The organism is Pararhizobium sp. DWP3-4, from assembly GCF_049898205.1.
Classification (GTDB): domain Bacteria; phylum Pseudomonadota; class Alphaproteobacteria; order Rhizobiales; family Rhizobiaceae; genus Pararhizobium.
Genome location: NZ_JAFCXF010000001.1, coordinates 646,992 through 672,018 on the forward strand (window position 1 = coordinate 646,992; position 25,027 = coordinate 672,018).

The 25,027-nt window shown below is 60.3% G+C and carries 27 protein-coding genes; 15 read left to right on the forward strand and 12 right to left on the reverse strand.

Features of this window, described 5'->3' with window-relative positions; translation table 11 throughout:
* Nucleotides 1-13 precede the first annotated feature (13 nt).
* Entirely contained in the window at nt 14-2,068 is a 2,055-nt protein-coding gene (locus ACP7E6_RS03015) for an ATP-binding protein (RefSeq protein WP_426228528.1), read from the reverse strand.
* Nucleotides 2,069-2,388: 320 nt separating this feature from the next.
* On the opposite strand from ACP7E6_RS03015, the gene ACP7E6_RS03020 reads away from it, so the two are divergent.
* Entirely contained in the window at nt 2,389-4,197 is a 1,809-nt protein-coding gene (locus tag ACP7E6_RS03020; RefSeq protein WP_426227765.1) for an acetolactate synthase 3 large subunit, read from the forward strand.
* A 23-nt stretch (nt 4,198-4,220) separates the two neighbouring features.
* Nucleotides 4,221-4,793, forward strand: a complete 573-nt coding sequence (gene ilvN / locus ACP7E6_RS03025; protein ID WP_113316728.1) for an acetolactate synthase small subunit — start codon at nt 4,221-4,223, stop codon at nt 4,791-4,793.
* A gap of 67 nt (nt 4,794-4,860) precedes the next feature.
* Here the strand turns inward: ilvN and ACP7E6_RS03030 are convergent, their stop codons facing one another.
* Nucleotides 4,861-5,706, reverse strand: a complete 846-nt coding sequence (locus ACP7E6_RS03030; protein WP_426227768.1) for an aldo/keto reductase — start codon at nt 5,704-5,706, stop codon at nt 4,861-4,863.
* Nucleotides 5,707-5,790: 84 nt separating this feature from the next.
* Here ACP7E6_RS03030 and ACP7E6_RS03035 point away from each other — a divergent pair, with 84 nt between their 5' ends.
* The 7 genes from ACP7E6_RS03035 to ACP7E6_RS03065 all read left to right on the forward strand — a co-directional run bounded on the left by ACP7E6_RS03035 (nt 5,791) and on the right by ACP7E6_RS03065 (nt 9,580).
* Entirely contained in the window at nt 5,791-6,060 is a 270-nt protein-coding gene (locus tag ACP7E6_RS03035; RefSeq protein WP_426227770.1) for an AbrB/MazE/SpoVT family DNA-binding domain-containing protein, read from the forward strand.
* Nucleotides 6,053-6,412, forward strand: a complete 360-nt coding sequence (locus ACP7E6_RS03040; protein ID WP_426227772.1) for a type II toxin-antitoxin system PemK/MazF family toxin — start codon at nt 6,053-6,055, stop codon at nt 6,410-6,412. Before ACP7E6_RS03035 ends, ACP7E6_RS03040 begins: the two co-directional genes overlap by 8 nt.
* A gap of 81 nt (nt 6,413-6,493) precedes the next feature.
* The gene (locus tag ACP7E6_RS03045) at nt 6,494-7,087 is read left to right on the forward strand and encodes a LysE family translocator (RefSeq protein WP_426227773.1); all 594 of its coding nucleotides are present in this window, start codon (nt 6,494-6,496) and stop codon (nt 7,085-7,087) included.
* 34 nt (nt 7,088-7,121) lie between these two features.
* On the forward strand, nt 7,122-7,919 hold the full coding sequence (locus ACP7E6_RS03050) for a hypothetical protein (RefSeq protein ID WP_426227775.1): 798 nt from the start codon (nt 7,122-7,124) through the stop codon (nt 7,917-7,919).
* Between the two features lie 29 nt (nt 7,920-7,948).
* Nucleotides 7,949-8,572, forward strand: coding sequence for a nitrile hydratase subunit alpha (gene nthA, locus ACP7E6_RS03055; RefSeq protein ID WP_426227777.1), 624 nt, complete (start codon nt 7,949-7,951; stop codon nt 8,570-8,572).
* Nucleotides 8,569-9,228, forward strand: a complete 660-nt coding sequence (nthB, locus tag ACP7E6_RS03060) for a nitrile hydratase subunit beta (RefSeq protein WP_426227779.1) — start codon at nt 8,569-8,571, stop codon at nt 9,226-9,228. The genes nthA and nthB overlap by 4 nt, the downstream gene beginning before the upstream one ends.
* Complete coding sequence (locus tag ACP7E6_RS03065) at nt 9,215-9,580, forward strand: nitrile hydratase accessory protein (protein WP_426227781.1); 366 nt, start codon at nt 9,215-9,217, stop codon at nt 9,578-9,580. Before nthB ends, ACP7E6_RS03065 begins: the two co-directional genes overlap by 14 nt.
* A 63-nt stretch (nt 9,581-9,643) precedes the next feature.
* Here the strand turns inward: ACP7E6_RS03065 and ACP7E6_RS03070 are convergent, their stop codons facing one another.
* From ACP7E6_RS03070 to ACP7E6_RS03085, 4 genes are all read right to left on the reverse strand, one after another.
* A complete protein-coding gene (locus ACP7E6_RS03070; RefSeq protein ID WP_426227782.1) occupies nt 9,644-10,444 on the reverse strand; it encodes an anti-sigma factor family protein in 801 nt (266 codons plus the stop codon).
* Nucleotides 10,441-10,995, reverse strand: a complete 555-nt coding sequence (locus tag ACP7E6_RS03075) for an RNA polymerase sigma factor (protein WP_426227784.1) — start codon at nt 10,993-10,995, stop codon at nt 10,441-10,443. Before ACP7E6_RS03075 ends, ACP7E6_RS03070 begins: the two co-directional genes overlap by 4 nt.
* Nucleotides 10,979-11,353 (reverse strand): COG4315 family predicted lipoprotein, encoded by a 375-nt coding sequence (locus ACP7E6_RS03080; protein WP_426227786.1) that lies wholly within the window; start codon nt 11,351-11,353, stop codon nt 10,979-10,981. Before ACP7E6_RS03080 ends, ACP7E6_RS03075 begins: the two co-directional genes overlap by 17 nt.
* A gap of 102 nt (nt 11,354-11,455) precedes the next feature.
* Nucleotides 11,456-12,556, reverse strand: a complete 1,101-nt coding sequence (locus tag ACP7E6_RS03085; RefSeq protein ID WP_426227788.1) for an AbrB family transcriptional regulator — start codon at nt 12,554-12,556, stop codon at nt 11,456-11,458.
* A gap of 218 nt (nt 12,557-12,774) precedes the next feature.
* Here ACP7E6_RS03085 and ACP7E6_RS03090 point away from each other — a divergent pair, with 218 nt between their 5' ends.
* Nucleotides 12,775-13,905, forward strand: coding sequence for an ATP-dependent DNA helicase (locus ACP7E6_RS03090; protein WP_426227790.1), 1,131 nt, complete (start codon nt 12,775-12,777; stop codon nt 13,903-13,905).
* 3 nt (nt 13,906-13,908) lie between these two features.
* On the opposite strand, the gene ACP7E6_RS03095 is transcribed toward ACP7E6_RS03090, so the two are convergent.
* Both ACP7E6_RS03095 and ACP7E6_RS03100 read right to left on the reverse strand, forming a co-directional pair.
* On the reverse strand, nt 13,909-14,589 hold the full coding sequence (locus ACP7E6_RS03095) for a MerR family transcriptional regulator (RefSeq protein WP_426227792.1): 681 nt from the start codon (nt 14,587-14,589) through the stop codon (nt 13,909-13,911).
* A 350-nt stretch (nt 14,590-14,939) separates the two neighbouring features.
* Nucleotides 14,940-16,052 (reverse strand): hypothetical protein, encoded by a 1,113-nt coding sequence (locus ACP7E6_RS03100; RefSeq protein WP_426227794.1) that lies wholly within the window; start codon nt 16,050-16,052, stop codon nt 14,940-14,942.
* Between the two features lie 372 nt (nt 16,053-16,424).
* Between ACP7E6_RS03100 and ACP7E6_RS03105 the strand changes: the two genes are divergently transcribed.
* A complete protein-coding gene (locus tag ACP7E6_RS03105; RefSeq protein ID WP_426227795.1) occupies nt 16,425-17,177 on the forward strand; it encodes a pyridoxine 5'-phosphate synthase in 753 nt (250 codons plus the stop codon).
* Between the two features lie 52 nt (nt 17,178-17,229).
* Here ACP7E6_RS03105 and ACP7E6_RS03110 read toward each other — a convergent pair whose 3' ends face one another.
* A complete protein-coding gene (locus ACP7E6_RS03110) occupies nt 17,230-18,117 on the reverse strand; it encodes an SDR family oxidoreductase (protein ID WP_426227797.1) in 888 nt (295 codons plus the stop codon).
* A gap of 153 nt (nt 18,118-18,270) precedes the next feature.
* Between ACP7E6_RS03110 and ACP7E6_RS03115 the strand changes: the two genes are divergently transcribed.
* Complete coding sequence (locus ACP7E6_RS03115; RefSeq protein ID WP_426227799.1) at nt 18,271-18,675, forward strand: winged helix-turn-helix transcriptional regulator; 405 nt, start codon at nt 18,271-18,273, stop codon at nt 18,673-18,675.
* Between the two features lie 83 nt (nt 18,676-18,758).
* Nucleotides 18,759-20,048, forward strand: coding sequence for an FAD-dependent oxidoreductase (locus tag ACP7E6_RS03120; protein ID WP_426227801.1), 1,290 nt, complete (start codon nt 18,759-18,761; stop codon nt 20,046-20,048).
* On the opposite strand, the gene ACP7E6_RS03125 is transcribed toward ACP7E6_RS03120, so the two are convergent.
* On the reverse strand, nt 19,991-20,983 hold the full coding sequence (locus ACP7E6_RS03125; RefSeq protein ID WP_426227803.1) for a bifunctional helix-turn-helix transcriptional regulator/GNAT family N-acetyltransferase: 993 nt from the start codon (nt 20,981-20,983) through the stop codon (nt 19,991-19,993). The genes ACP7E6_RS03120 and ACP7E6_RS03125 overlap by 58 nt on opposite strands.
* Before the next feature lie 64 nt (nt 20,984-21,047).
* Nucleotides 21,048-21,767 carry an aspartate/glutamate racemase family protein gene (locus ACP7E6_RS03130; RefSeq protein WP_426227805.1) on the reverse strand — a complete coding sequence of 240 codons (720 nt, stop codon included), beginning with the start codon at nt 21,765-21,767 and terminating at the stop codon, nt 21,048-21,050.
* A gap of 173 nt (nt 21,768-21,940) precedes the next feature.
* On the opposite strand from ACP7E6_RS03130, the gene ACP7E6_RS03135 reads away from it, so the two are divergent.
* Nucleotides 21,941-22,405, forward strand: a complete 465-nt coding sequence (locus ACP7E6_RS03135; RefSeq protein ID WP_426227807.1) for an Lrp/AsnC family transcriptional regulator — start codon at nt 21,941-21,943, stop codon at nt 22,403-22,405.
* A gap of 108 nt (nt 22,406-22,513) precedes the next feature.
* Nucleotides 22,514-23,809: an NAD(P)/FAD-dependent oxidoreductase gene (locus tag ACP7E6_RS03140; protein WP_426227809.1), complete on the forward strand. Its 1,296-nt coding sequence runs from the start codon at nt 22,514-22,516 to the stop codon at nt 23,807-23,809.
* A 72-nt stretch (nt 23,810-23,881) separates the two neighbouring features.
* On the opposite strand, the gene ACP7E6_RS03145 is transcribed toward ACP7E6_RS03140, so the two are convergent.
* Nucleotides 23,882-24,937 carry an SDR family oxidoreductase gene (locus tag ACP7E6_RS03145; RefSeq protein WP_426227810.1) on the reverse strand — a complete coding sequence of 352 codons (1,056 nt, stop codon included), beginning with the start codon at nt 24,935-24,937 and terminating at the stop codon, nt 23,882-23,884.
* Nucleotides 24,938-25,027 lie beyond the last annotated feature (90 nt).

The window sequence follows — 25,027 nt, forward strand, 5'->3', positions numbered from 1 at the left end:
CCGATATCCTGAACTACTTGCGGATGATGCTGCTCAGCGGCTTTTTCAGCAGGCTCTCGCGCAAAGACGGCCGGGGTTGGTCGGTGCCGGATTGAGAGAAGCTTGGCGGGGTGCGCGGCGGGGTCCGGTAGGGATCCGGCCGGGGTGGTCCGCCCTGCTCGTCAGACATCAGCTGGCTGCGGATCTGGTTGAACCGCTCGAGCTGCGGGTTGGGTGGCTCCACCCGCGGTAGCATGGCCGGATTGTAAGGCTCGGCGGCCGCATCAAAGCTCTCGTCCGCAATGTCCGGATTTTCCCGGCCAAACCCGATGTCGTCGCTGTATTTCTCTTCAGTCCCGGCACCATTGCCATCAGACCCACCGAGGCTTGCGGTATAGGCGTTCTGAAAGCTGGAAATGTCCGGGCCGTTCATCGCGCGCATACGCGAGACGACATTGCGCAGATCGACGGTGTCCGGTGTTTCATCCGTTATCTTGACACCAATGCCGTTCGCTTTCGGCAGATTTTTCTCCTCGATGCGGGTAAAGCGCATGCGCATCGGTACAGCCACGGCCTCGCCGAAGGCAATCGCCTCGCCATTGCCGATCGAAGAAATGAAGCTGGTGGTCGAAATCGACGAATTGGGGATCGCCGAGCGAATGATTTCCTGGTCGCGGTCGTTGGAAAGCCGCATGGCAAAGACCGTCGAGCATTGCGACAGGATTGTCGGATCCAGTTCGCCGGGCCGCTGGGTGATGATCCCCAGCGAAACGCCGTATTTACGGCCTTCCTTGGCGATGCGGGCGATCGCCTGGCGGGTCGGCACGAAGCCGAGGCTGGCATCGGCCGGAACATAGCGGTGCGCTTCTTCGCAGACCACCAGCATGTGCACGCCGCCATTGCTCCACAGGGCGATTTCAAACGCCATGCGGCAGAGTACGGACGCCACCGAATTGACGACCTCGGATGGAATGCCGGCGAGCTGGAACGTCGTGATCGGCCTGCCATCTCCGGGAATGCGGAAGATCTTGGCGATCGTCTCCAGAATGGTATCGGTGATCGTGTTCGACGAGAACATGAAATTGTAGCGCGGATCGTTGATGGCACCGATCACTTTCACCTTCAGCGACCGCAGATGCGGCTTGTCATTGCGGCCTTCCAGGCGGCCGATGCGTTCGTCGATCATCGCCAGCAGATCGGCCATGCGGTAGGGAACCGGCGTGTCGGCGGTAATCGAGCTTTTCTCGCTGGTGCGGCGCGCCAATCCTGAGTCTGCGGACCCCTTGAAAGCTCGTTTGGCTTCCGGAATGACATCACGAAGGATGTCGAGTTCTTCCGGGACCGGCGGTCGGCCGCGGAAAATGACCTCGGCGAATTCTTCAAGCTTCATCAGCCAGAAGGGCAAATCAAGATTGTCGGTGTCGATGACGACGGCGATATCGGGAAAGGCGGCGGCGAATTCATTGTGCGGATCGAGGATCAGCACGCGTAGCTTTGGATCGGAGGCGATGGCCTTGTGCAACAGCAGGCTGACGGCAGTGGATTTGCCGACGCCGGTGGTGCCGACAATGGCAAAATGCTTCGACAGCATCGAGGGCACATGGATGCTGGCGTCGAGGCTCTCATCCTGGGTCAGCTTGCCGATGACGCAGGTGTCGTTCTTGCCGGTATCGTAGATGCGGGCAAGGTCGGCAGAGCGGATCCGGTGGGCAATGGCGCCGAGATAGGGGTACTGGGTAATGCCGGCGGAGAATTCTTCGCGGCCGCTCGGGCTGAGATGGACTTCGCCCATCAGCTCCACTTCGATGCGGAACGTGTTGTCGAGCTCTTCGCCCCATTCGTTGGTGGCTGTCTGCATCGAATAGACCAGAGCGACGACGCGGTTTTCGCCGACCGTGATGGAAATAAGCCTGCCGACGGACCATAATTCGGTCAGCGAGGTTTCGCCATTTTCGGCAATGGCTGCAATCGTCGCCCGCGAACCGCTGCACGCAACGACACGGCCGAGAAATCGGTTGCCCCGTTTCAGGGTATCCCGTCGATCCTGCTCTGCGGCGCTGATCGAAGAATGGAGCTCATTGTTTAGCAATAGGAAACCCCTGGCCACGAATGCTCCATATTACCGGATGGGATTTAACAAGTTGTTTCACGGACTTGAGCGTGTTTTGTTGAATTAAGCTCGCTCTGGTTGTTTTCGGGAAAGACGTTGACGGAGCGGACATTTCTGTTTATCAATCCCGCCCATGATCAATATCGTAGTTATTCTTGTGGTGGGACGGCGCATGGGCAGGATGGTGTAACCATCCGGCGATAGCCACCCATGCGCAAAACGCCAGGCCCTCGAGGGGCCTTTTTTTATGCCTTCAAACACGATACAGCCAAAACGCGAACATGGACGGAAACAGGCCAATGAGCGGTACAGACAACCAGACGGAAGCAAACCAGATGCAGGACAATCGCATGACTGGGGCGGAAATTGTTCTTCAGGCACTGAGGGACAATGGTGTGGAGCATATTTTCGGTTATCCGGGCGGTGCCGTTCTGCCGATCTATGACGAAATCTTCCAGCAGGACGATATCCAGCACATCCTGGTCCGCCACGAGCAGGGCGCCGGCCATATGGCCGAAGGTTATGCTCGCTCGACCGGCAAGGTCGGGGTCATGCTGGTCACCTCCGGTCCGGGTGCGACCAATGCCGTGACGCCGCTGCAGGATGCGCTGATGGACAGCATTCCGCTGGTTTGCCTGACCGGCCAGGTTCCGACGTCGCTGATCGGTTCCGACGCTTTCCAGGAATGCGACACTGTCGGCATCACGCGGCCCTGCACCAAGCACAACTGGCTGGTCAAGGACGTCAACGAACTGGCCAGCATCATTCATGAAGCGTTCCGCATCGCCCAGTCAGGCCGTCCTGGACCGGTTGTCGTCGATATTCCGAAGGATGTTCAGTTCGCCACCGGCACCTACACGCCGCCATCGGCCTCGAAGGTCCAGAAAAGCTATCAGCCGAAGCTGCAGGGCGACATGCGCCAGATCGAGCAGGCGATCGAGCTGATGAAAACTGCCCGCCGCCCGGTCATCTATTCCGGCGGCGGCGTCATCAATTCCGGCCCGGAAGCATCAAAACTGCTGCGCGAACTGGTCGAGCTGACCAATTTTCCGATCACCTCGACGCTGATGGGGCTAGGTGCCTATCCGGCATCGGGTAAGAACTGGCTCGGCATGCTCGGCATGCACGGCACGTACGAGGCCAATATGGCCATGCACGATTGCGACGTCATGGTCTGCATCGGCGCCCGCTTCGACGACCGCATCACCGGCCGCCTCAACGCCTTTTCGCCGAACTCCAAGAAAATCCATATCGACATCGATCCGTCGTCGATCAACAAGACCGTTCGCGTCGATGTTCCGGTCATCGGCGATATCGGCAATGTTCTGGAAGACATGGTGCGCGTCTGGCGGGCTTCGGCCAAGGATGCCGACAAGGCACGTCTGGCCGAATGGTGGGAAGGTATCGTGCGCTGGCGGGCTCGCCACTCGCTCGCCTACAAGATGAACGACGACGTCATCATGCCGCAATATGCCATCCAGCGCCTGTATGAGTTGACCAAGCATCGCGACACCTACATCACCACCGAAGTCGGCCAGCACCAGATGTGGGCGGCGCAGTTCTATGGTTTCGAGCAGCCGAACCGCTGGATGACCTCGGGCGGCCTCGGCACCATGGGCTACGGCTTCCCGGCGGCGATCGGCGTTCAGGTCGCCCATCCGGATGCCCTCGTCATCGACATTGCCGGCGACGCCTCGATCCAGATGTGCATTCAGGAAATGTCCTGCGCCGTGCAGCATAACCTGCCGGTCAAGATTTTCATCCTCAACAACCAGTATATGGGCATGGTCCGCCAATGGCAGCAGTTGCTGCACGGCAACCGCCTGTCCAACTCCTACACCGAAGCCATGCCCGATTTCGTCAAGCTGGCAGAGGCCTATGGCGGTGTCGGCATCCGCTGCGACAAGCCTGCTGATCTCGATGCTGCCATCCAGCGGATGATCGACAGCCCGGCGCCGGTCATCTTCGATTGCCGCGTCGCCAATCTCGCCAACTGCTTCCCGATGATCCCGTCGGGCAAGGCCCATAACGAGATGCTTTTGCCGGACGAAGCCACGGACGAAGCGGTCGCCAATGCGATCGACGCCAAGGGCCGTGCACTGGTTTGATGGAATAGGAAAAGGACACGATCATGAACGCACATCTTCAGCCGACCGGCTCCGCCTATTTCATCGCCAAGGAAACCGAGAAGGCGGAAAACCATACGCTTTCGGTTCTCGTCGATAACGAGCCGGGGGTCCTTGCCCGCGTCATCGGCCTGTTTTCGGGCCGGGGCTACAACATCGAAAGCCTGACGGTTTCGGAAACCGAGCATCAGTCGCACCTGTCGCGCATCACCATCGTCACGCGCGGTACGCCGCACGTGCTGGAGCAGATCAAGGCGCAGCTGGAACGCATCGTTCCGGTCCACCGCGTCGTCGACCTGACGGTACGGGCCGCCGAACTTGGCCATGACCGGCCGATCGAGCGCGAAGTGGCGCTGGTCAAGGTCAGCGGCCAAGGCGAAAGCCGCGCCGAAACGCTGCGCCTCGCCGACGCCTTCCATGCCAAGGTCATCGACGCCACGCTCGAGCATTTCATCCTGGAAATCACCGGTAAATCCTCCAAGATCGACCAGTTCGTGGCGATCCTAAAGCCGCTCGGCGTCCTGGAAGTCTGCCGCACCGGCATCGCAGCGATGAATCGCGGCCCGCAGGGGATGTGAGTTAGCGGTAGATTTGAATGATGAAGGGCGCCATTGGCGCCCTTTTCATTTCATGAAGATAGTTATCTCAGATCATCTCAAGCGGCATTTTTCGGCCTGGCGGCGGAAAAGCTTTGTCGAGGATCGAGAGGTCGTCGTCTGTTAGCTGGACCTCGACAGAGGCCCGGTTTTCGCGCACGCGTTCCGGCATTGCAGTTTTCGGGATGACGATGACGCCGGGATTGCGGATCAGGAAAGCGAGGGCGACCTGGGCGACGGTCGCCTGATGCGCCTTGGCGATATGGATGAGATCGGGGTGGCGCATCAGCCGGCCTTCGTCGAGCGGCGAATAGGCCATGAGCGGGATGCCGCGTGCCTGGCTATCCTTTAAAAGGTCGTATTCGATGCCGCGGCGGGCGAGATTATAGAGCACCTGGTTGGCGGCGACGTTGCCGCCATCCGGCACACCCAGCAGCTCTTCCATATCGTCTGCATCGAAATTGGAGACGCCCCAGGCGCCGATCTTGCCGGATCGGCGCAAAGCCTCGAAGGCTTCGACCGTCTCCGCCAAGCGGTAGCGGCCGCGCCAATGCAGGAGATAGAGGTCGATATGGTCGGTGCCGAGCCGCTTCAGGCTGGCTTCGCAGGCCTTGATCGTGCCATCGCGGCTGGCATTGGTGGGGAGCACCTTGCTGACGACGAAGGCGTCGTTCCTGCGGCCTTTGATGGTTTCGCCGACAATCCGCTCGGCACCGCCATCTGCATACATTTCCGCAGTATCGATCAGCGTCATGCCGAGATCAAGCCCATGGCGCAGGCACTTGGCTTCCTCGACGGCGCTCGCCTTGCGCTCGCCCATGTGCCAAGTGCCCTGACCGATCACGGGGATGGACGTGCCCGAGGGGAGGGATGTGGTGGGAATGGGGAGTTGCATGCCAGACCTCTCACGTGTCAATGACCGATACATTGTTCGCATGTCAGCGTCATGATATACACAGTATATCATTGAGGCACGGGCATGACCAAGGTCACAATCTCCAGATGGGGTAACAGTTCCGCTATCCGGTTGCCGAAGGCAGCTATGGATGAACTTGGCTTTGCAGATGGCGATACCGTCGATCTGACTGTTCGCGATGGTCAGGCCATTATTGAAAAAAAACGGCTGCTGCTGGCGCCGCCGCTGACGGAAATGGTCGCCGAAATGGACCGTATCGGGTGGGAAAACGAGCCCAAAACCGTCGATTGGGGACCCGACGTCGGGTCCGAACGCATTTCAGATCATGACTGACAAGATTCCAGCCGCTGGCGATATCTACCTTGCCAATCTCGACCCGACAAGGGGGAGCGAACAGTCCGGTATTCGGCCAATCCTGATTATTTCGTCCAATCTCATGCATGAGAAATCGCGACGGGTAATCGTCTGCCCGATCACAAGCAATATGGAGGCCTGGGCAACGAAAGTGGCCCTGCCGGCGGGCATGAAGACGGTGGGCATGGTTCTGGCCGACCAGATCCGGGCGATCGACAAAAGCGAAAGACTTCTTCGGTATGTCGAAACCGTTCCGGCAGACTTCGTCACAATCGTTCGCAGCTATGTCGGCCGATTACTCGAACTCGAAGTACCCCCGCATGCACGCTGAGTGCTTCTTGTCACCCTGACAAGTTTCGGGTGGTCTTCACAGATAGGTCAATTAACCTGACCTAAGTATCGGGAGGACTTCATGCAGGCCGACACGCTTCTGGCGCTGTTTCTTTTTGCGTTCACCACATCCATCACGCCGGGGCCGAACAACATGATGCTGTTCGCATCGGGGGTGAATTTCGGTTTCGTCCGCACGATCCCGCATATGCTGGGTATCGGCGCGGGCTTCCTCTCACTGCTGGTCGCCGTCGGCCTCGGCCTCGGCGCGCTGCTGCATTCCGTACCGATGCTCTACACCGGGCTGAAATTCGCCGGTGGCGCCTACCTCGTCTGGATCGCCTGGAAGATCGGCACATCGCGGACCTTGTCGGAAGGCAAGGCGGGAGCGGTGCCGATGACCTTCCTGCAGGCGGCGGCATTCCAGTGGATCAATCCGAAAGCCTGGGTGATGGCTGTGACGGCCATGGCGACCTACACGACTGAACAGAGCTATATCACCAGCGTCCTTATCGTCGGTGCCATCTTTGCGATCGTCAATGTGCCCAGTGTCTCGACCTGGGCGGGTTTCGGGTCGGCGCTCAGGCAATGGCTGTCCAAACCGGTGCGGCTCAAATGGTTCAATATCACCATGGCGGTCTTGCTCGTTCTCAGTCTTTGGCCGATGCTGCGCTAGCGCGGCCGGTTTCACGGCGGGATGGGAGGCGAGCATGCCGGGTCTGGTTGTCTTGATCATTGACGGACTTGCCTTCGTGGCCGGCGCGCTTGTGATTGTCTTCGGCAGCTATTTTGCGGCGCGAAAATGTCTCAACCCTGGAGTGGAAAGCGACCGGACCCATGACGCGGCGGCGACCATTGCGGTACGGATTGCCGCCTTGCATGGTTTGATCCTGGCGCTGGTCTACGCGCAGGCGCTCGGCGACTACAAGGGTATTCGCAACAACCTGATGGAAGAAGCGGTGGCGATATCGGATGTGTTCAATGATGCCGGCCGCTACGGCGGCCCGGTGGTTGCTCCGGTCCAAAAAGGGCTGGCGAATTACGTTTCAACCGTTGTCGGCGAGGAATGGGACTTGCTCGGACGCGGCCAAGGCCTCTCGCCGAAGGCCTGGGCGCTTTGGAACGATGTTTATGAACACCTACTCGATCTGGAGCCGCAAACCGATCGTCAACGCTTTCTCAGCAACAGGATGCGCGACCGGGCAGCGGCGATTGCACGCTTTCGCGAGATTCGCGAGCAGACGGCGGCGGGCGGTTTCGAAGGCATGTTCTGGGCACCGGCGGTGATCGGGCTCTGCCTTCTTTCCATCCCGTTCTACGTCTATCGTCCGAACCGGACGCATCTGTTTCTGCTATCGATTTTCGGCGCCTATTCCGGCGTCGTGCTCTTCTTCATTTTCGCTTTTTCCAATCCGTTCGGTCAGCCGGGAGGGCTCGACCCCGTAGCCTTCCAAAATCTGTTGCGCGGGGACATGGGCAGCGGCCTGCCGCCGGCCGCAACGAACTGAGAAACCAGACCGCGATATTCGAGGGTAGCATGCACGATCACCATGACCACGATCACCACGACAACCATTTTTCCGCCATGCAGGCGCGGGTGAAGGCGCTTGAAACCGTGCTGACCCAGAAGGGGCTGATCGATCCGGCGGCGATCGATGCCATCGTCGAGACCTATGAAACGAAGATCGGGCCGCGCAACGGCGCCCGTGTCGTCGCCAAGGCCTGGAGCGAGCCGGACTTTGCCGACTGGCTGCGCAGCGATGCGACGGCGGCGATTGGGAGCCTTGGCTATACCGGGCGGCAGGGCGAGCATATGCGCGCGGTGTTCAACACGCCGGAGACCCACAATCTCGTCGTCTGCACGCTGTGCTCCTGCTATCCGTGGTCCGTGCTCGGCCTGCCGCCGGTCTGGTACAAGACGCCGCCCTATCGTTCGCGCGCGGTGATCGATCCGCGCGGGGTGCTGGAGGAATTCGGTGTAACGCTGGACGCTACCAAGAAAATCCGCGTTTGGGATTCGACGGCAGAGCTTCGCTATATCGTCATCCCGGAGCGGCCCGATGGCACCGATGGTCTTAACCAGGAAGCGCTTGCCGATCTCGTCACGCGCGATGCGATGATCGGCACGGGCCTGGCAAAACCGGCTGGAGAGGCACGATGAACGGCGCGCAGGATCTGGGCGGACAGCATGGCATGGGACCGGTGGCGCCGGAAAAGAACGAGCCGTATTTCCATGCCGAATGGGAAAAACGGGCGCTCGGCCTGACGCTTTCCTGCGGTGCTTTCGGCGCCTGGACGATCGATGAAAGCCGGCATGCCCGCGAAAGCCTGGCGCCTGCCACCTATCTTTCTGCCAGCTATTACGAAATCTGGATGCGCGGTCTGGAGGCCCTGTTGAAACGGCACGGTTTCGTCTCGGCCGCCGAACTGGCTGCGGGACAGATGCTGGATAAGGGCAGGGAGCCGAAACGCATTCTGACGGCGGACATGGTGCCGGGTGTTTTGGCCAAGGGCGGGCCGTGCGACAGGCCCGCGACGGACGCTCCGCGTTTTGCGGCCGGTGATCGGGTGCGCACGAAAAACTTCAATCCGCAGACCCATACGCGGCTACCCCGCTATGCCCGTGCCAAGCATGGTTCTGTCGAGGCCGTGCAGGGCTCGTTCGTGTTTCCCGACGACAATGCCCACGGCAAGGGTGAGAACCCGCAATGGGTTTACACCGTGGTCTTCGACGGGGAAGAAATTTGGGGCGAGGGCGCAGACCCGACGCTGACCGTGTCGATCGATGCCTGGGAGAGTTACCTTGAACACGTTTGAATCGTCGCTTAGCGGATCTCCGGGCTTACCGAAATCGCAGGAAGGCGACCCGGTTTTTGCCGAGCCCTGGCAGGCGGAGGCCTTTGCCATGACCGTCCGACTGCATGAAAAAGGCGTGTTTTCCTGGAGCGAATGGGCCGAGGCGCTGTCGCATGAATTGTACAAGCCCCACCGGCGGGCCGATGCGAGCGATTATTTCGATTGCTGGGTGGCAGCGCTGTCACGCCTCGTGACCGAACTGTCGATCACCTCGCCGGACCATCTCGATCAGCTGACGCAAAGCTGGCACAGGGCCGCAGAAGCGACACCGCACGGAAAGCCGATCCTTTTGGAAAACGACCCGCAACGCTGAATCTGCCGATGTCTTGACGAAAGGCAGGCCGTTTTTGCAGCCTGCCCTTTCTTTGAAAGCGTGTCAGGTCTCGAATTGCCGGTAACATTCCTCGGCGATTTGCTGCAGCCTGGCGCGGCTGACTTCGCCGGTGACGGCGTAGCCTATGCTGCCGTCGATCCAGTAGAAAGTTTCGAGAGAGCCAGCGGATTCGAAGCGGAAACTGGTTTCGGCGTTCTCCGGGTTTTTGCCGAGAAGAACGGTCAGCCGCTGGCCGGCCGTATCCTGATACATCAGCATCGCGCCTGCCTTGCCGTTGACCGGCAGGAGCCGGCCGCCGACCAGAGTAAATCCGAGGCCTTTGAGGTCCGGGGCAACCAGCTTGTAATCCAGGCGCTTGCCGAGCCAGGTAACCAGGTGGTCCTCCTGATCGGCCCCGACCTCGACGGGGTGGCGTTTTTCGCTGGCATAGACAAGAAACGCCGTCTTCGATTGAGCTGGCAGGCTGTCGAGTGCGGCAGCAGTTTCGATCGTCACTTGGCTAGTCAACAGTCTCTCGCCATAGACACCTGCCGCTGCGCCCGACAGGAAGAGTGTGAACGAAGCGGCGATGAGGGCGGCCCTGCGCCACCAGGGGGTCGGTGATGTTGCGGCCGTTTCTCTTCGAGCGTTCAACAGCGTACGGTCGCTTTCGTTCGCTTGTGCATAGCCTGAGAATGCGGCTTTCAGTTCAGCCGCCTGTGTCTGCCATTGGCGGACCTCGGTTTCTTCCTCTGGATGGCCACTCAGCCAGAGTTCGACCTCGCCTCGGCGTTCCTCATCGAGAAAGCCATCGACATAGGCATGCAGATCAACCTCGGTGACCGGTTTGTGGTCGTCTGTCATTTCGGTCTCCGGAGTGCCACGATGTTGTTTTCGGCAAGATGCGCTGCCATTTGACGGCGCGCGCGCGACAGGCGGGACATGACGGTGCCGATCGGGATCGCCAGCATGTCGGCGACATCCTGATAGCCGTAGCCCTCGATAACGACGAGCATCAGCACCGAGCGGTGATCCGGGCTCAACGCATTCAGCGCCTTTTGGAGCCGGGTCTTTTCCAACGGGTCGCCCGAAACGTCTTCGGCCGTCAAGCCGAGTGTATCGTTGAGCTCCACCGACGGATGCTGGGCAAAGCGACGGTGCCGGTCGCGATAGAGATTGGTCATGATGGTGAACGCCCACGCGCGCAGGTTGACGCCGCGCCATTGGCCGCGGCGCACCAGCACTTTTTCGACGCAGTCCTGCAGAAGGTCTTCGCCGTCGCTGTCGGATTTGGCCAGGCTGCGCGAGTAGCGCCGCAGGGAGGGCACCAGCGACAGGATCTGGTTTTCGAACGTATCCGCGGAAGGGGGATGTCCCCCCTTCACGCGAGCGTCCTGATCAGGGGCGTGCGGCATCCCAGACCTTTCCTACACCGTCACCGGTGGCGTCGCCCTTTTTCGCGTCCTTGACCCAGAAGTAGAGCGGCATGCCCTTGAGAGCCCATTGCTTCTTGCCATCCTTGCGCTCGACCAGCGTATAGTCGCCGTCGGCCTTGGCGGATGCATCGCCAAGATAAGGCGGCCAGTTGGTGGCGCATTTATCATAGCAGTAGGATTCGCCCTTTTCATCCTTCTTATAGGTGTAGAGCGTCATGCCGTTTTCGGCGGCGACAACCTTACCCTTGTCGGTCTCGACCGTCTGGACTGCGGGGGCGGCGAAAGCGGAAGCGGCGGATATCAGGGAGAATGCGGTAACGAGCGGAAGAAATCTCATGGGATGTGTCCTCTCTGGAAGTGTCCAATCGAACCGTTGTTTCAGCCGGTTCGAACGTAAGACAGATGAGGGGCGCTTCTTATTCCCGGTTCGCGCAAAAACTTATCGCGGCGGTATCGCTTTTGAGGCGACGAAGCGGGCAAGCGATGGGCCGATGGCCATGATCATCAGCAACCGTGCCGTCTGCAGCGCCATCACGAAGGGCACGTCGACATTGCTGGAGGCGGCGATGATGGCGATCGAATCCATGCCGCCGGGGCTGGTGGCAAGATAGGCAGTCAGTGGATCGATGCCGGCGGCGTGTACGAGGATATAGGCAAGCAGTCCGGAAAAGCCGATCAGCACGAGAATCGAAATGACTGTTGGCACCAGCGCGCGGCGGGCATGGGCAAGGATCGGGCGGGTAAAGCCAAGGCCGATATTCCAGCCGAGCATGGCATAGCTCAGCGCCAGCAGCCATTCGGGGATTTCGATGACCAGCATGCCACTGACGCTGAGCGCCGAGCCGAGCAGAAACGGCACCAGAAAGACGCCGGCGGGGATGCGCAGCCATTTGCCGAGACAGCCGCCCACAAGCGCAAGTAGGAGGGTCTCAAGGAACGGCACAAGGTGGATCGGCCCGAACCAGATGATTTCAGGTCCGGATCCATCGATCCCGGCCCAGTATCGCGCAACGAGCGAGGCGGCGGCGGCCACGAAAACGACGCGCAGATATTGCATGAAGGCAACCAGCCTGACATCGGCGCCATAGGCGTCGGCCATCACCAGCATCGAGGTGGCAGCCCCTGCCGAAGAGCCCCAGATCGCCGTCGTGCCGGGCAGGATGTTGAGCTTGCTGATGACGAAACCGCTGAGCGTGCTCATGGCGATGACCGACAGCACGATGGCGAGGAACAGCGGCCAGTTTGAAAAGAAGGTGGTTAGAATACCGGGGCGGATGGTTTCGGCGATCATCGTGCCGATCAGCGCTTGGGCGCAGAGGAAAGCCGGTCGTGGCAGCCGGATGGTGCCGCCATTCATGCCGACGATGGCGCCGGCCACCATCGGTCCCATCAAAAGGGCTGCCGGAATGCCGGTGAGTTCGAGCCCGCCGGCAAGGATTGCCGAGATGAGGAGGAGAAAACCCCATTGTATCGGGGCAGACCAGCGGCCGATGCCCGAGGCCACGGGAGCGGACGGGTCTTCGGAAGGTTCAGGCGTCACGTTGGGCACTTTCGAATTGCAGAAGAGGCAGGCGCTCGGGAGGCGGGCGGAGAGATTATTATCACGGGTTGTAGGCCTGCGATACGCGAACGGTGTGGCAGTTTCTTGCTATCTCCGGCACTTGCGAGCGAAAATGTGATGCGGACGGCGCGAGCGCAGGCCATCGATCAGCGCTGCAGGACGCGACAGGCAGCCCCGAATCGGGCAATAGAACAAACATGGAATTCGCACCGCAACAGGATGAGGCCCTCAAGGCCGTTTCGCGCTGGTTGAAGGAAGGGCGTTCGCCGCTATTCCGGCTGTTTGGCTATGCGGGGACCGGAAAGACGACGCTTGCCCGGCATTTCGCCGAAAATGTCGAGGGCGAGGTTCTGTTTGCCGCCTTCACCGGCAAGGCGGCGCAGGTGTTGCGCTCTAAGGGCGCCAAAAACGCCCGGACCATTCATTCGCTGATCTACCGGCCGCGCGGCGAAGAAGAGGTGTCGGACGAAGAGACAGGCAAGACCTCGATCGCCCCGATGTTTTCGATCAACAGGCAGTCGCCAGTTGCCAAGGCGGCGCTGATCATCATCGACGAATGCTCGATGGTCGATGAGGCGCTCGGCCGCGACCTGATGAGCTTTGGCACGCCGATCCTGGTGCTGGGCGATCCGGGCCAGCTTCCGCCGGTCTCGGGCGGCGGTTATTTCACCAATGAGGAGCCGGATTACCTTTTGACGGACATTCACCGTCAGGCGCGTGACAATCCGATCATCCAGCTTGCCATGCATGTGCGTGAAGGCAAGGAGATCATGCACGGCGACTATGGTTCGACGGCCAGGATCATCTCCAAGAACGAGGTGACGCAGGACTTGGTGCTCGGAGCCGATCAGGTGCTGGTCGGCACCAACAAGACGCGCCGCCGCTACAATACCCGCCTGCGCGAACTGAAGGGCTTTACCACCGAATACCCGCAGTCTGGCGACAAGCTCGTCTGCCTGCGCAACGATCCGGCCAAGGGCCTGCTCAACGGCTCGCTCTGGCAGGTGATGACCTCGTCCAAGGAAACGGTGAAGCCCGGCATCAACCTGATGATCCGCCCGGAAGACGACGACATGGACCGGGGTGCGGCCAAGATCAAGCTGCTGAAAACCGCCTTTGAAGACGTGGAAGGGGAAATTCCCTGGTCGACGCGCAAGCGCTACGACGAGTTCGACTATGGCTACGCCCTGACGGTGCACAAGGCTCAGGGCTCGCAATGGAACAATGTGGTTCTGTTCGATGAGAGCTGGGCGTTTCGCGATACCCGCGAGCGCTGGCTTTATACCGCGATCACGCGCGCGGCCGAGACGCTGACGATCGTGCGCTGACGCCTATTCGGCGGAGACAAATCCCAACAGCACAGCTTTAGCGACCGCCTGGAAGCGGTTGTGGCCGTTGAATTTGCGGATGATGTCGGATTCCAGCGTCAGGACGGCCGTCAGGTCCATATCCATCATCGTGGCGATCCGGTTTGCGGGGTAACCTTCGGCCATGAACACAAGGCACTTCGTCTCGATCGGGGAAAGATGGATCGGCGGCAGAGCGGTGCGCTCGGGGTTGTCGCCGTCGGCAGCCGATTCCAGGAGTTCGCTGATCCGCTGCATCTGGCGCCGCAGGATGGACTGCTGGGCCGCGAGTTCCCGTTTTCGCGCATGCAACGCATCCTCGAAAATCTGCGCTGCATCGTGTTGGCTGGTCGCGGTGCCGAGGGCTGACATCAGGTCCTGGATCGTCGCGATCGGCATGTCGATCTCGCGGCAGGCATTGATGACGGTCATGCGGCGGATGTCTTCCAGTCCATAGACCCGCATCGGCCCCATTCTGTCGGCCGAGAGTAGCCCTTTTTCCTCATAGAAATGCAGCGTGCGGTGGGTGACGCCGAAGGCATCCGCCATATCGGCGATGCCGACATGATTGTCCGCTATGGTGCCCGGCAAGGGCAGATGGGGGAGAAAACCGGACGATTGCCGGCTACCGGGTGGAGAAGGATGTGCTTTTCCCTGTTCTGGCATTCTTTGACATAACCCCGCTGGTCAGTTGGCGGGAGAACATATCCTGGAGACGGCATCCGCCTTTGGCGCATCGAGATGCGGCGCGTGTCTCCTTGGGCTGCTCTTCAATGTCATGCACGCCATCCCGGCGGGAAGGATACTCGCAACCATCGTGCTTGCCTGATGAGCGACCAAGCTTTCTCCCACTTGCACAATTAGAATACACGCGCACGTCGGCGATGAACAGCTAGTAACTTTAGGGATGGAATCTAATGTTTTTCAAAGGTTTCGGTGGTTTTGCTGCTCACAAATACTATTTTTCAAGGTGATTTGTGACAGTTTTGTTCCGGCGCCTGAAGGCGTTGCTCGACCTAGCGAATAAGGGTCAGGGGCAGTGCGCCGGCGTTGATCACGAATTTCAGCTTGCGCTGATGACTGATCGACAGTTTTTCCTGGCAGGACTTGGCATCCTGGAAAGCCTCGCGGGTCTGTTGGTGGCGATACCTATCGGTCAGTACCATGCATTCCATCAGCGGACTGTCGATCTTAGCCTCGCTGGCATAGCGGAAAATATTGCCGTCCGAAGCCAGAACCTTGGCCGCAAGCGCCAGGCTCTCGTAAAGAATGTCGGCTTCGCTCGCCAACTGCGCGCCATCGAGGAACTGGTCGTAGACAATGTCCGACGACGCATCATTCTTGATCAGCACGCGAAGACCTGCGGGTGATTTCTGTGGCAGGATGGAAACCGTGAAAGCCAGTGGATTGGTTACCGATCGTTTGGGCCGTTGCCACAGAACGGCACCAGGCACCGGTGCGATCGTCCGGTAATGTGACGCGGCATTGCGAAACGCGTCGGCAAAACGTCCGGCTGTTCCGCTGCGCGGCCACTGAGAACGCACCGTTATCTTCGGCAGGTCATCGGCGAACTTGCGCTCCAGCACTGCACCATGCAGGCCCGATTGCGCGGGAATGTTGACGCTCAGCGCCGGTGACGACAACGGAACGAAAATCAAAAGCGGCAGCACCGACAGGACAGCAAGCGGCGAGGACAGGGGGGCAGGCAACCAGGAAAAACGCCGTTTTCCGGACCGGCGCGGCGGTGCAGGCGCGCGCCGGGCTTCCGTCTGGTGCGATGAGAGCCGTTGGCGCGTATACTCGGGCACATAGGTGCCCTTCGGAATGTCGATGCGCCAGGCGTCGTGTTCGCCTTCGCCGGCATAATAGGCAGCCAGCAACTTGCGCAATTTGCCTGCGTGGACGCGGACCAGGGGATCGCTATCGGCATTGAAGGCCTGGGGGCGATCGAACACGTCGATGCCGATCGTATAGCCCTTCAGCTGGTGCCCCGTGCCCTCCATCTCCTTGTCGACGACATATTTCAGAAAGGCACGCAGCCGCTCGGAGCGCGAAAAAAGAGCGCTCGACAGCACACCGTCAAGCGATTGACGGATTGCCTGGTCGTCCGGTCTCTCATGCTGCGCCATTACTGCGTCATCCCCGAAAACACCATCGAGATCAGCGCTTCCTTTCCAGGAGCGGGTGGTGATTGGATAGTGTCGAGGCAAAAACGAGGGTTCATCGGTTCCGGCTTGGATGATTCTATGGTTTTCAGCACTGCCGCTCACCATTCGGGATGCATGGCCTGTACTGTGAGTCTCTATTAAATCGAAATTTTATCATTTTGTCAGGTGCTGCATTCTCTTAACGTGAGTTTTGTCTGAAATAAAGGCGTTGAACGGTCTGCGTACGATTATTGTAACGGAGACGCTTTCTCTGCCGCAGTTTTGTTGCGGGGTGGCTGACGAACCGCTAGAAAAGGCGCCATACCGACGGCGGTATCCTTGGAAGGTGCTGAAATGGCTGCGAAACTCTCCGTGAACCTGAATGCGATCGCGATGCTGCGCAACCGCCGCGATCTTCCTTGGCCGTCGGTTACCGGACTTGGGCAGATTGCGCTGGAAGCAGGCGCTAGCGGCCTGACGGTGCACCCGCGGCCCGACCAGCGGCATATCCGTTTTTCCGATCTGGCACCAATCCGCGCACTGATCGACGATCTGTATCCTGAGACTGAATTCAACATGGAGGGATTTCCGAACGAGGAATTCCTGCAGCTTGTCGAGCGCCATCAGCCCGAACAGGTAACGCTGGTGCCCGACGACCCGGCCCAGGCGACCTCTGATCATGGATGGGATTTCCGCAAGAACCACAATCTGCTCGGCAATGTCGTCGGACGCTTGAAGAAGAGTGGTTTTCGAGTGTCGTTGTTTGCCGATGCAGATCCGGACCTCGAGGCACTGACGATTGCCAGGGAAACCGGTGCCGACCGGATCGAGCTTTACACCGGTCCCTACGGCGGCTGCTACGACGATCCCGCGCGCGGCGCAATGCTGCTGGAGAAACTGGGCGAGACCGCCGATCTTGCAGCGACTTTGGGGCTCGGCGTCAATGCCGGCCACGACCTGACGGTTGCCAATCTGCCGGCTCTTGCCGCGCGGATTTCCAATCTCACCGAAGTCTCGATCGGCCATGGCCTGACGGCGGACGCACTGGAATACGGAATGGCGGAAACCGTGCGCCGCTTCTGCCGCGCCTGTGGGCAGGATGTTTGATTCTATCTGACAGGCAGGCAGAAGGGCTCCGTTTTGCGGAGCCCTTTGTCGTTTACCCGAGTAGCACCGCTTTGCTGGCGGCCAAAAAATCTTCGAGCGAGGCCAATTTCTGACCCGAAAGCGTGCCCGCATCGGCCGTCACCAGGTCGATATGGCCTTCGCGGGTGTTGGTGTCGAACGAGACGACGACGGGGATGATGAAGTCGGGGAGGCCAGCCGCCTTCAGGCCGCCTGCGAGCTGCTCGTCGGAGACATGCACGACCTCAAGCGGCTTGCCGGTGACTTTTGCGACAAGGGCTGCAACCTCGTCGACCGTATGCTTCGTTTCGCCGGTCAGCGTGTAGGTCTTGCTTTCGGTCGAGCCCGACGCAAGCGCGTTCGCCGTCGCCTTGGCAATGTCGGCGCGGGCAATATGGGCAAGCTTGCCCTGTCCGGATGCGCTGTACCATTTGCCTTCGGACAGCGCATGCGGCAGAGCCATGAACAGGTTTTCCATGTACCAGCCGTTGCGCAGGATGGTGTAGGCGATGCCGGTTGCCTTGATCGCATTTTCGGTGCCGAGATGGTCCGGCGAGAAAGGAATGACCGAGGTCTCCGGGTTCGGCATCGAGGTGTAAAGGATGTGCTTGGCACCGGCCTTCTTGGCGGCGGCAACGGCTAAGAGATGCTGGCGCAGGCGCTTGCCCGGTTCGTCGAGGGCATCGGTTGAGATAATCAGGATGCGGCCGGCACCCTTGAAGGCGGCATCCAGCGATGCGGCGTCGTCAAAATCGGCAGCGCGGGTCTGAACGCCTTTTGCCGCATAATCGGCGAGCTTTTCGGTATCGCGGCTGGTGGCGATGATATCGGAAGGCGCGACCTTGCCGGAGGCGAGCAGTTCGTCGAGGACGAGGCGGCCGAGCTTACCGGTGGCACCGGTGACGAGGAGGGTTTCGGACATGATGGTTCCTTTGTTCAAATGATGCCGGTTTGTTGCCGAAGCATCCCGTTTGAGATATGGTTCCGAAATGAGACCTTCTCTTATTTCGTTATCTGGAAACGGATGTAAAGGAGGCAGTAATTTCTCTGGTGGTTACGTGAAGGGAACCAGCCTATGAACACGGCGGCAGGAAAGACAGAGGGCGAGCAGGTGACCGTCTTTGCGGGCATGGTGTTCACGGGGCAGGATTGCCCGGTCCGCGACGTCGTCGACAATATCGGCGGCAAGTGGAACACGCTGATGATCCTGGCTCTGGCCGATGGGCCGATGCGGTTTTCGGCGCTGCGGCGCCTGATCCCGGATATTTCCCAGCGCATGCTGACCCAGACGTTGCGAGACCTGCAGCGCGACGGCTATATCGGCCGTCAGGTCTTTCCGACGCAGCCGCCCAGCGTCGAATACAGCCTGACGCCACTCGGTCAGTCTTTCCTCGTTTTGGTCAAGGGGCTGGTCGACTGGTCGGTGGAGCATCATCAGGCGATCAGGGCTGCCCGCGTCGAGTATGACGCAGCTGCCTGACGCCGTGATGCCTTTTATCGGCTGGACGGTTCGTTGCGCCCGCTGGTAGAGATGCGGCTGGGGCGATATCCGGATAGGCATTGATGAAACAGCTCGATATTGGCGTGGTGGGAGCGGGCCCTGCGGGACTGGCGGTTGCCCTTTTCCTGTCGCGCGCCGGTCATCGCGTCGAAATCCTTGAACGTTTCGATACACCGGCACCCGTCGGCTCGGGCCTGTTGATGCAGCCGACGGGGCTTACGGTGCTCGCTGCACTCGGCCTGTTTGACACTATTCAAGGCCTCGGAAACCGCATCGACCGGCTGCACGGCGCCGATGCTGTCACTGGCCGGACGGTTCTGGACGTGCGTTATGATGCGGCACCGGGCGGGCGCTACGGGCTGGCGGTGCAGCGCGCGGCTTTGTTCAACACCTTGCATGATGCGGCGGTTGAAGGTGGCATTCCGATCCGCACCGGGATCAGTCTTACCTCGACTGTGCAGCATGGAGAGCGCGCCGTGTTAAAGGACCAGGCGTTACGCGATGCCGGTGATTACGATCTGGTCATCGATGCAAGCGGCGCGCGCTCGACGCTGGCAGCCGGCTCCACTGCGGCGCCAACCATTCGCGACCTCACTTATGGCGCCTTCTGGGCGACGCTGGACGGTGCGGGTGCCGACTATGATCCAGCCGCGCTGTCGCAACGCTACGACAAGGCCAAGGTGATGATCGGGCTGCTGCCGGCCGGCCGCGCCACCGTCGATGATCCGGACAAGGTGGCGTTTTTCTGGAGCCTGAAGATTGCCGATGTCGAGACGGTCAAGGCGGCCGGTCTTTCACGTTGGAAGTCGGTCATTCGCGACTACTGGCCGAAGTGTCAGCCGGTTCTCGACCAAATCGGCGATTGGGAGCAACTGACGCTGGCCCGCTATGCCCATCGTACCGCGCTGCCGCCCTACAGCGGCAACCTGGTTTTCATCGGTGACAGCGCCCATTCGACCAGCCCGCAACTGGGGCAGGGCGCCAACATGGCCCTGCTCGATGCGGCGGCGCTCAGTCATGCGCTGGCGAGTTCCGTCGATATCCCCTCTGCGCTGGCCGCCTATGCCCGTGCCCGGCGCAACCATGTTCGGCTTTTCCAGCTGTTGTCGCTTGCCTTCACGCCATTCTACCAATCGGATTCGGGGGCGATTGCCTGGGTGCGCGACCGGCTGGTCTCTACCGTTGCCAAAGTGACGCCGATGCCGGGCTTGTTGGCTGCGATCGTCGCGGGCACCGTGATCGACCCGTTTAGATCAGCCGGTTTGACGGAGCATGACTGGCTTGCGCAGCGATATCAGGCCGGTAAGGCCCTTTCTGAGGTTGGGGCTGTCAAGTCCAGCGCCCAGATCTGACCCATCAAATCCATGCCGAAGGAGTGGTGCGCCCCCTCATTCTCCAAGGTGAATCCGGCAGCGACATAGATGCGGCGTGCCGAGACGAGGATATCGTTGGTCCAGAGTTCGAGCCGCCGGTACCCCGCCTCTCTGGCAAAGCCGATGCATTCGTTGACCAGTTTTGTGCCGAGGCCTTGCCCGCGTGCGGCGCTGTCGACGTGCAGAAGGCGCAGTTTTGCCGTCCCTTCGCTGCTGCCCTTGACGAGAAAAATGCTGCCGAGGAATGTGCCATTGCGTTCTGCGATCCAGCAGCGTTCGCAGGCGGGATCGAAATTGCGGATGAAGGCGGCGCAGATTTCCGCGACCAGCGCTTCGTATTCGCCGTTCCAGCCGTAGGTTTCGGTATAGGCCTTTGCCTGGCTGGAGATGACCATGCCCATGTCGCCGATCCGGTGCGACCGGATGGTGATGGCAGCTGCGGTGTTCCTGCCGCTGGACAGCAGCGTCTGCACCGACGCCATGGCGGCGCCGAGATCGCGGCGGCCGTCTTCGGAGATCGGCTCTAAGAGAGCGGCGATTCGCCGGCGCGACCGTTGCGCGAGATCAGTGGCAACGCCCCTGCCGCGCAGCGTCAGTTGCAGCAGACGGCCTCGGCCGTCAGCCGGATCTCTGGTGGTTTCGAGCAGGCCGGCATCGGTGAAGGATTTGAGCAGGCGGCTGAGATAGGCCGGGTCGAGCGAAAGCTCTTCCGTCAGCCGGGATGCCGATGTGGTGTCATGCGCCGCCAGCTCATAAATGACGCGCGCTTCGGTCAGCGTATAGGGCGTGTCCATGAAGGCGCGGTCGAGCACGCCGATCCGGTTGGTGTAGAACCGGTTGAAGGCGCGGATCTGCTCGATCTCGTCGTCACCGATTTCGGCAAAGGCCGGATGTGACAGTGCTTGGTGCGACATGGCATTCTCCTATAAATGCCATGATCGCAATTTATTTGACTGAGTCAAGTATTTTGAGCTGACCTCAGGCAGCCTGCTTGCCGCTCTGCGGCACGCCTTCAAGCGCAAATTCAACCGCCGCGTCTGCGTGGATGGCTGTGGAATCGAAGCCGGGCAGAGGCAGGTTTTTCGGATCCAAGATCAGGCAGATTTCGGTGCAGCCGAGGATGATGGCGTCGGCGCCCTGATTCTTTGCCCGCTCGATGACGGCCATCAGTGCCTGCCGCGAGCTGTTGCGGATGGCGCCGGCGCAGAGTTCGTTGAAAATGATGTCGTGCACGAGCGTACGATCCTCGGCATTCGGCACCATGACATCGACACCATCGGCAGCCATGCGGTTGGTATAAAAACCGTGTTCCATCGTGTAGCGTGTGGCCAGCAGCAACGGACGCCTGACGCCGGCGGCCTTCATCGAGGTAGCTGTTTCGTCGATGATGTTGATCAGCGGCACGGCAATCGCTGCCTGAACCTGGTCGGCGATCAGGTGCATCGTGTTGGTGCAGATCAAAACGCAGGAAGCGCCGGCGGCTTCGAGCCCTTGCGCGACCTCGGACAGGCGCTTGGCAGCGTCGTCCCAGCGGCCGGCCTTCTGCATATCGACGATGGTCTGGAAATCGACGGAATGCAGCATGACTTCGGCGGAATGCAAGGCCCCGAGGCGCTCGCGAACGGCCTCGTTGATCATCCGGTAATAGACTGCCGAGCTTTCAAAGCTCATTCCACCGATGAGACCGATCTTGCGCATGATGCCGTTCCTGTTCCGCTGTGTTTTTTGATACTGCGATTGTCACTGATATATGGCGGAAAGAGTTCGCTTTTTTGGGTGACATTGCGATCGTTCGCGCGTATTTTTTGCATGATTTGAATTTTTGGCGCAAATATTTTTTGAGTGCGCAAAGGTGCCGGGGAGAACAGGGCGTGCTGGACGAAAGGGACCGGAAGATTCTGTCGTTGCTGCAGGAGGATGCCAGCCTGTCGGTTGGCGATCTCGCCGACAAGGTCAGCCTGTCGATCTCCGCCTGTTCGCGCCGCATCCAGCGGCTGGAAGAGACCGGCTATGTCGCCCGCCGGATCGCGGTTCTCGACCGTGACAGGATGGGCGTGCCGACCACGGTCTTTGCGCTGATCAAGACCGCGCACCATTCCGACGACTGGATCGACATCTTTCGCAGGGTGATCGCCGATATTCCCGAGATCGTCGAGGCGCACCGGTTGACCGGCAATTACGATTACATCCTCAAGGTCGTGCTGCCGCGCGTCGAGCATTACGACGTCATTTACAAGCAGATCGTCCGCAAGGTCGAGCTGTTCGATGTCTCGGCCTCGATCTCGATGGAAATCCTCAAGAGCGGCATGTCGGTGCCGGTGGAATATGCGCGGTAGGTGACGTTTCGAATCCCCTTCCTGCCTGTGCACGGGTGCCATGCCGAAAGCGCAGTTGTCTATCGGTGCCGAAGCGTAGAAGTTGTACGCAAAACAGGAGATACGATCATGCCGCAGGATAACCTACACCATGTCGTCGTCGTTGGTGGCGGGTTTGGCGGTCTGCAGCTGGTCAAGGATCTTAAAGGTTCGCCCGTTAGAATCACCCTGATCGACCGGCGCAATCATCATCTCTTCCAGCCGCTGCTCTATCAGGTCGCAACGACCCTTCTGGCCACCTCGGAAATCGCCTGGCCGATCCGGCGGGTGTTTCGCGACCGGCCGGAGGTCACCACGCTTCTGGCGGAAGTCGATAGCGTCGATCCGGTAGCCAAGACCCTGGCGCTGGATGGCGGCGAGACCATTGGTTACGACACGCTGGTGCTGGCGACAGGGGCGACGCATGCCTATTTCGGCCGTGACGAATGGGAACCCGTGGCGCCGGGACTGAAGACGCTGGAGGATGCCACCACCATTCGCCGGCGTCTGCTGCTGGCCTTCGAGCAGGCCGAGATGGAAACCGATCCCGACGCACGGGCCGCACTCTTGACTTTTACCATTGTCGGCGCTGGGCCTACCGGCGTCGAGCTTGCCGGGATCATCGCCGAACTGGCGCATGTCACCCTGCTGCAGGAATTCCGCAACATCGATACCCGCAAGACCCGGGTGGTGCTGGTCGAGGCGGGGCCACGGGTGCTGGCGAGCTTTGCCGAAGAACTGTCGGTCTATGCGCAAAAGGCGCTCGAAGAGCTCGGTGTCGAGGTGCATACCGGCGAGCGGGTGACGGAATGCACGGCGCAGGGCGTGATGATCGGCGAGCGTTTCATCGGCAGCCGGACAATCGTCTGGGCTGCCGGCGTCCAGGCTTCGCCCGCTGCCGCGTGGCTGAGCGTCCCGGCCGACAAGGCAGGCCGCGTCATCGTCGACAAGGACCTGAGCGCACCAGGCCTGCCGAATGTCTTTGTTGTCGGCGATACGGCATCCGTGATCCAAGAGGATGGCAAGCCGGTGCCGGGTATTGCGCCCGCCGCCAAGCAACAGGGCGCTTATGTGGCAAAGGTCATCAAGGCGCGGCTGGCGCAGAAGCCGGCGCTGCCACCTTTCCGCTACCGCCACCAGGGCAGTCTGGCGACGATCGGCCGGCGGTCGGCGATCATCGATTTCGGCCGGTTCAAGCTGAAAGGCGCGCTCGCGTGGTGGATCTGGGGCATTGCCCATATCTACTTCCTGATCGGCACGCGCAGCCGCTTCGTCGTCGCCTGGAGCTGGCTGTGGATCTATCTCAGCGGCCAGCACACCGCCCGGCTGATCACCCAGAAGGAAACGCTACAGGCCATTCCGCCGGATGGCGGCAAGGGCGTGTAATTAAGCCACCAGCGTATTCGGCCATACGGCGCGGGGTGGCCCGCACGCCGGATGGCCGAATGTATCGTTCGCTTACGGAATGATGCGCTGGGCGCGCATTTCGCGAAACACCGAGAAGAACATCTCGTCGGTCTTCACATAGTCATGGAAACCCAGCCGCCGCGCCTTGCTGCCATCGGCGAAGAAATCATAGTTCCAGCTGAACACCGCATCGCCGAAAGCCCAGGACGAGACGGCCTCATAGGGGTGATTGGCGAGCCCGTATTTTTCCTTCATCTTTGACCAGAGTGCTGCCTTGTCGGCCATCACCCCATTGAGCGACATCGGTAATGGTGCCGCCGTTTCCATTTCGAAGAAGCGGGCGATCTTCGGCCACATCTCGTTCCAGCGGAACAGGTCGCCATTGGCGATGTTGAAGGCCTGGTTGGCGCATTGCGGATGGGTGGCCGCCCAGACGGTCGCGCTCGCCAGAAGGCCGGCGTCGGTCATTTCGAGCAGCGTGTCGTAGGCGCCGGGTTTGCCGGGGAAGCGCAACGGCAGGCCGAGTTCCTTCGACATCGAGGCATAGAGGCCGATGACCATCGCCAGGTTCATCGGATTGCCGGTGGCAACGCCGATGACGACGGAGGGGCGCAGTGCCGACCACGTCCAGGCTTTGCCTTGCTGCTGGCTTTGCAGAAAGGCCTGCTGGTCCATGTTGAATTCCGGCGGCATGTGCTTGTCTTCGTCCTCGCGCGCCGGTGTCTTGAAAGGCCCGAGATGGGCGCCATAGACCTTGTAGCCCTGCATCAGGCTGACATGGGCAAGGTTCGGCGCCACCTGTTCGATGGTGGCGACGACATTGACCAGCATAGCCAGATTGGGCTCGACCAGCTCGGCCCAGGTCGGGCGGTCCTGATAGGCGGCGTAGAAAATGTGAGTCACTTCCGAGAGTTCGGCAAGTTTGTTGAAGCAATCTACCGGGTCGAGCAGGTCGACCGATATGTGCCGGATCTTGTCCGTCGAGGTGCCGCCGCGCCGGGAAAGGCCGATGACCGACCAATCCTCCAATGTTTCGAGATGGCGGGCGAGATTGCCGCCGATGACGCCTTGAGCGCCGACGATGAGGGCGGTTTTGTGCTGGTCCATGACAGTCTCCTATGTGTCGATGGATCAGATATGGACGCGCGCCGATTTGAGAACTAGACAACGATAAGGCACAGGATTTGTGAGGTGAGG

What these genes read in the sequence shown, in the direction of transcription:
- ACP7E6_RS03020 (WP_426227765.1), top strand. Translation starts at nt 2,389, where the DNA reads ATGAGCGGTACAGACAACCAGACGGAAGCAAACCAGATGCAGGACAAT.
- ilvN (WP_113316728.1), top strand. Translation starts at nt 4,221, where the DNA reads ATGAACGCACATCTTCAGCCGACCGGCTCCGCCTATTTCATCGCCAAG.
- ACP7E6_RS03030 (WP_426227768.1), bottom strand. Translation starts at nt 5,706, where the DNA reads ATGCAACTCCCCATTCCCACCACATCCCTCCCCTCGGGCACGTCCATC.
- ACP7E6_RS03035 (WP_426227770.1), top strand. Translation starts at nt 5,791, where the DNA reads ATGACCAAGGTCACAATCTCCAGATGGGGTAACAGTTCCGCTATCCGG.
- ACP7E6_RS03040 (WP_426227772.1), top strand. Translation starts at nt 6,053, where the DNA reads ATGACTGACAAGATTCCAGCCGCTGGCGATATCTACCTTGCCAATCTC.
- ACP7E6_RS03045 (WP_426227773.1), top strand. Translation starts at nt 6,494, where the DNA reads ATGCAGGCCGACACGCTTCTGGCGCTGTTTCTTTTTGCGTTCACCACA.
- ACP7E6_RS03050 (WP_426227775.1), top strand. Translation starts at nt 7,122, where the DNA reads ATGCCGGGTCTGGTTGTCTTGATCATTGACGGACTTGCCTTCGTGGCC.
- nthA (WP_426227777.1), top strand. Translation starts at nt 7,949, where the DNA reads ATGCACGATCACCATGACCACGATCACCACGACAACCATTTTTCCGCC.
- nthB (WP_426227779.1), top strand. Translation starts at nt 8,569, where the DNA reads ATGAACGGCGCGCAGGATCTGGGCGGACAGCATGGCATGGGACCGGTG.
- ACP7E6_RS03070 (WP_426227782.1), bottom strand. Translation starts at nt 10,444, where the DNA reads ATGACAGACGACCACAAACCGGTCACCGAGGTTGATCTGCATGCCTAT.
- ACP7E6_RS03075 (WP_426227784.1), bottom strand. Translation starts at nt 10,995, where the DNA reads ATGCCGCACGCCCCTGATCAGGACGCTCGCGTGAAGGGGGGACATCCC.
- ACP7E6_RS03080 (WP_426227786.1), bottom strand. Translation starts at nt 11,353, where the DNA reads ATGAGATTTCTTCCGCTCGTTACCGCATTCTCCCTGATATCCGCCGCT.
- ACP7E6_RS03090 (WP_426227790.1), top strand. Translation starts at nt 12,775, where the DNA reads ATGGAATTCGCACCGCAACAGGATGAGGCCCTCAAGGCCGTTTCGCGC.
- ACP7E6_RS03095 (WP_426227792.1), bottom strand. Translation starts at nt 14,589, where the DNA reads ATGCCAGAACAGGGAAAAGCACATCCTTCTCCACCCGGTAGCCGGCAA.
- ACP7E6_RS03100 (WP_426227794.1), bottom strand. Translation starts at nt 16,052, where the DNA reads ATGGCGCAGCATGAGAGACCGGACGACCAGGCAATCCGTCAATCGCTT.
- ACP7E6_RS03105 (WP_426227795.1), top strand. Translation starts at nt 16,425, where the DNA reads ATGGCTGCGAAACTCTCCGTGAACCTGAATGCGATCGCGATGCTGCGC.
- ACP7E6_RS03110 (WP_426227797.1), bottom strand. Translation starts at nt 18,117, where the DNA reads ATGTCCGAAACCCTCCTCGTCACCGGTGCCACCGGTAAGCTCGGCCGC.
- ACP7E6_RS03115 (WP_426227799.1), top strand. Translation starts at nt 18,271, where the DNA reads ATGAACACGGCGGCAGGAAAGACAGAGGGCGAGCAGGTGACCGTCTTT.
- ACP7E6_RS03120 (WP_426227801.1), top strand. Translation starts at nt 18,759, where the DNA reads ATGAAACAGCTCGATATTGGCGTGGTGGGAGCGGGCCCTGCGGGACTG.
- ACP7E6_RS03125 (WP_426227803.1), bottom strand. Translation starts at nt 20,983, where the DNA reads ATGTCGCACCAAGCACTGTCACATCCGGCCTTTGCCGAAATCGGTGAC.
- ACP7E6_RS03130 (WP_426227805.1), bottom strand. Translation starts at nt 21,767, where the DNA reads ATGCGCAAGATCGGTCTCATCGGTGGAATGAGCTTTGAAAGCTCGGCA.
- ACP7E6_RS03140 (WP_426227809.1), top strand. Translation starts at nt 22,514, where the DNA reads ATGCCGCAGGATAACCTACACCATGTCGTCGTCGTTGGTGGCGGGTTT.
- ACP7E6_RS03145 (WP_426227810.1), bottom strand. Translation starts at nt 24,937, where the DNA reads ATGGACCAGCACAAAACCGCCCTCATCGTCGGCGCTCAAGGCGTCATC.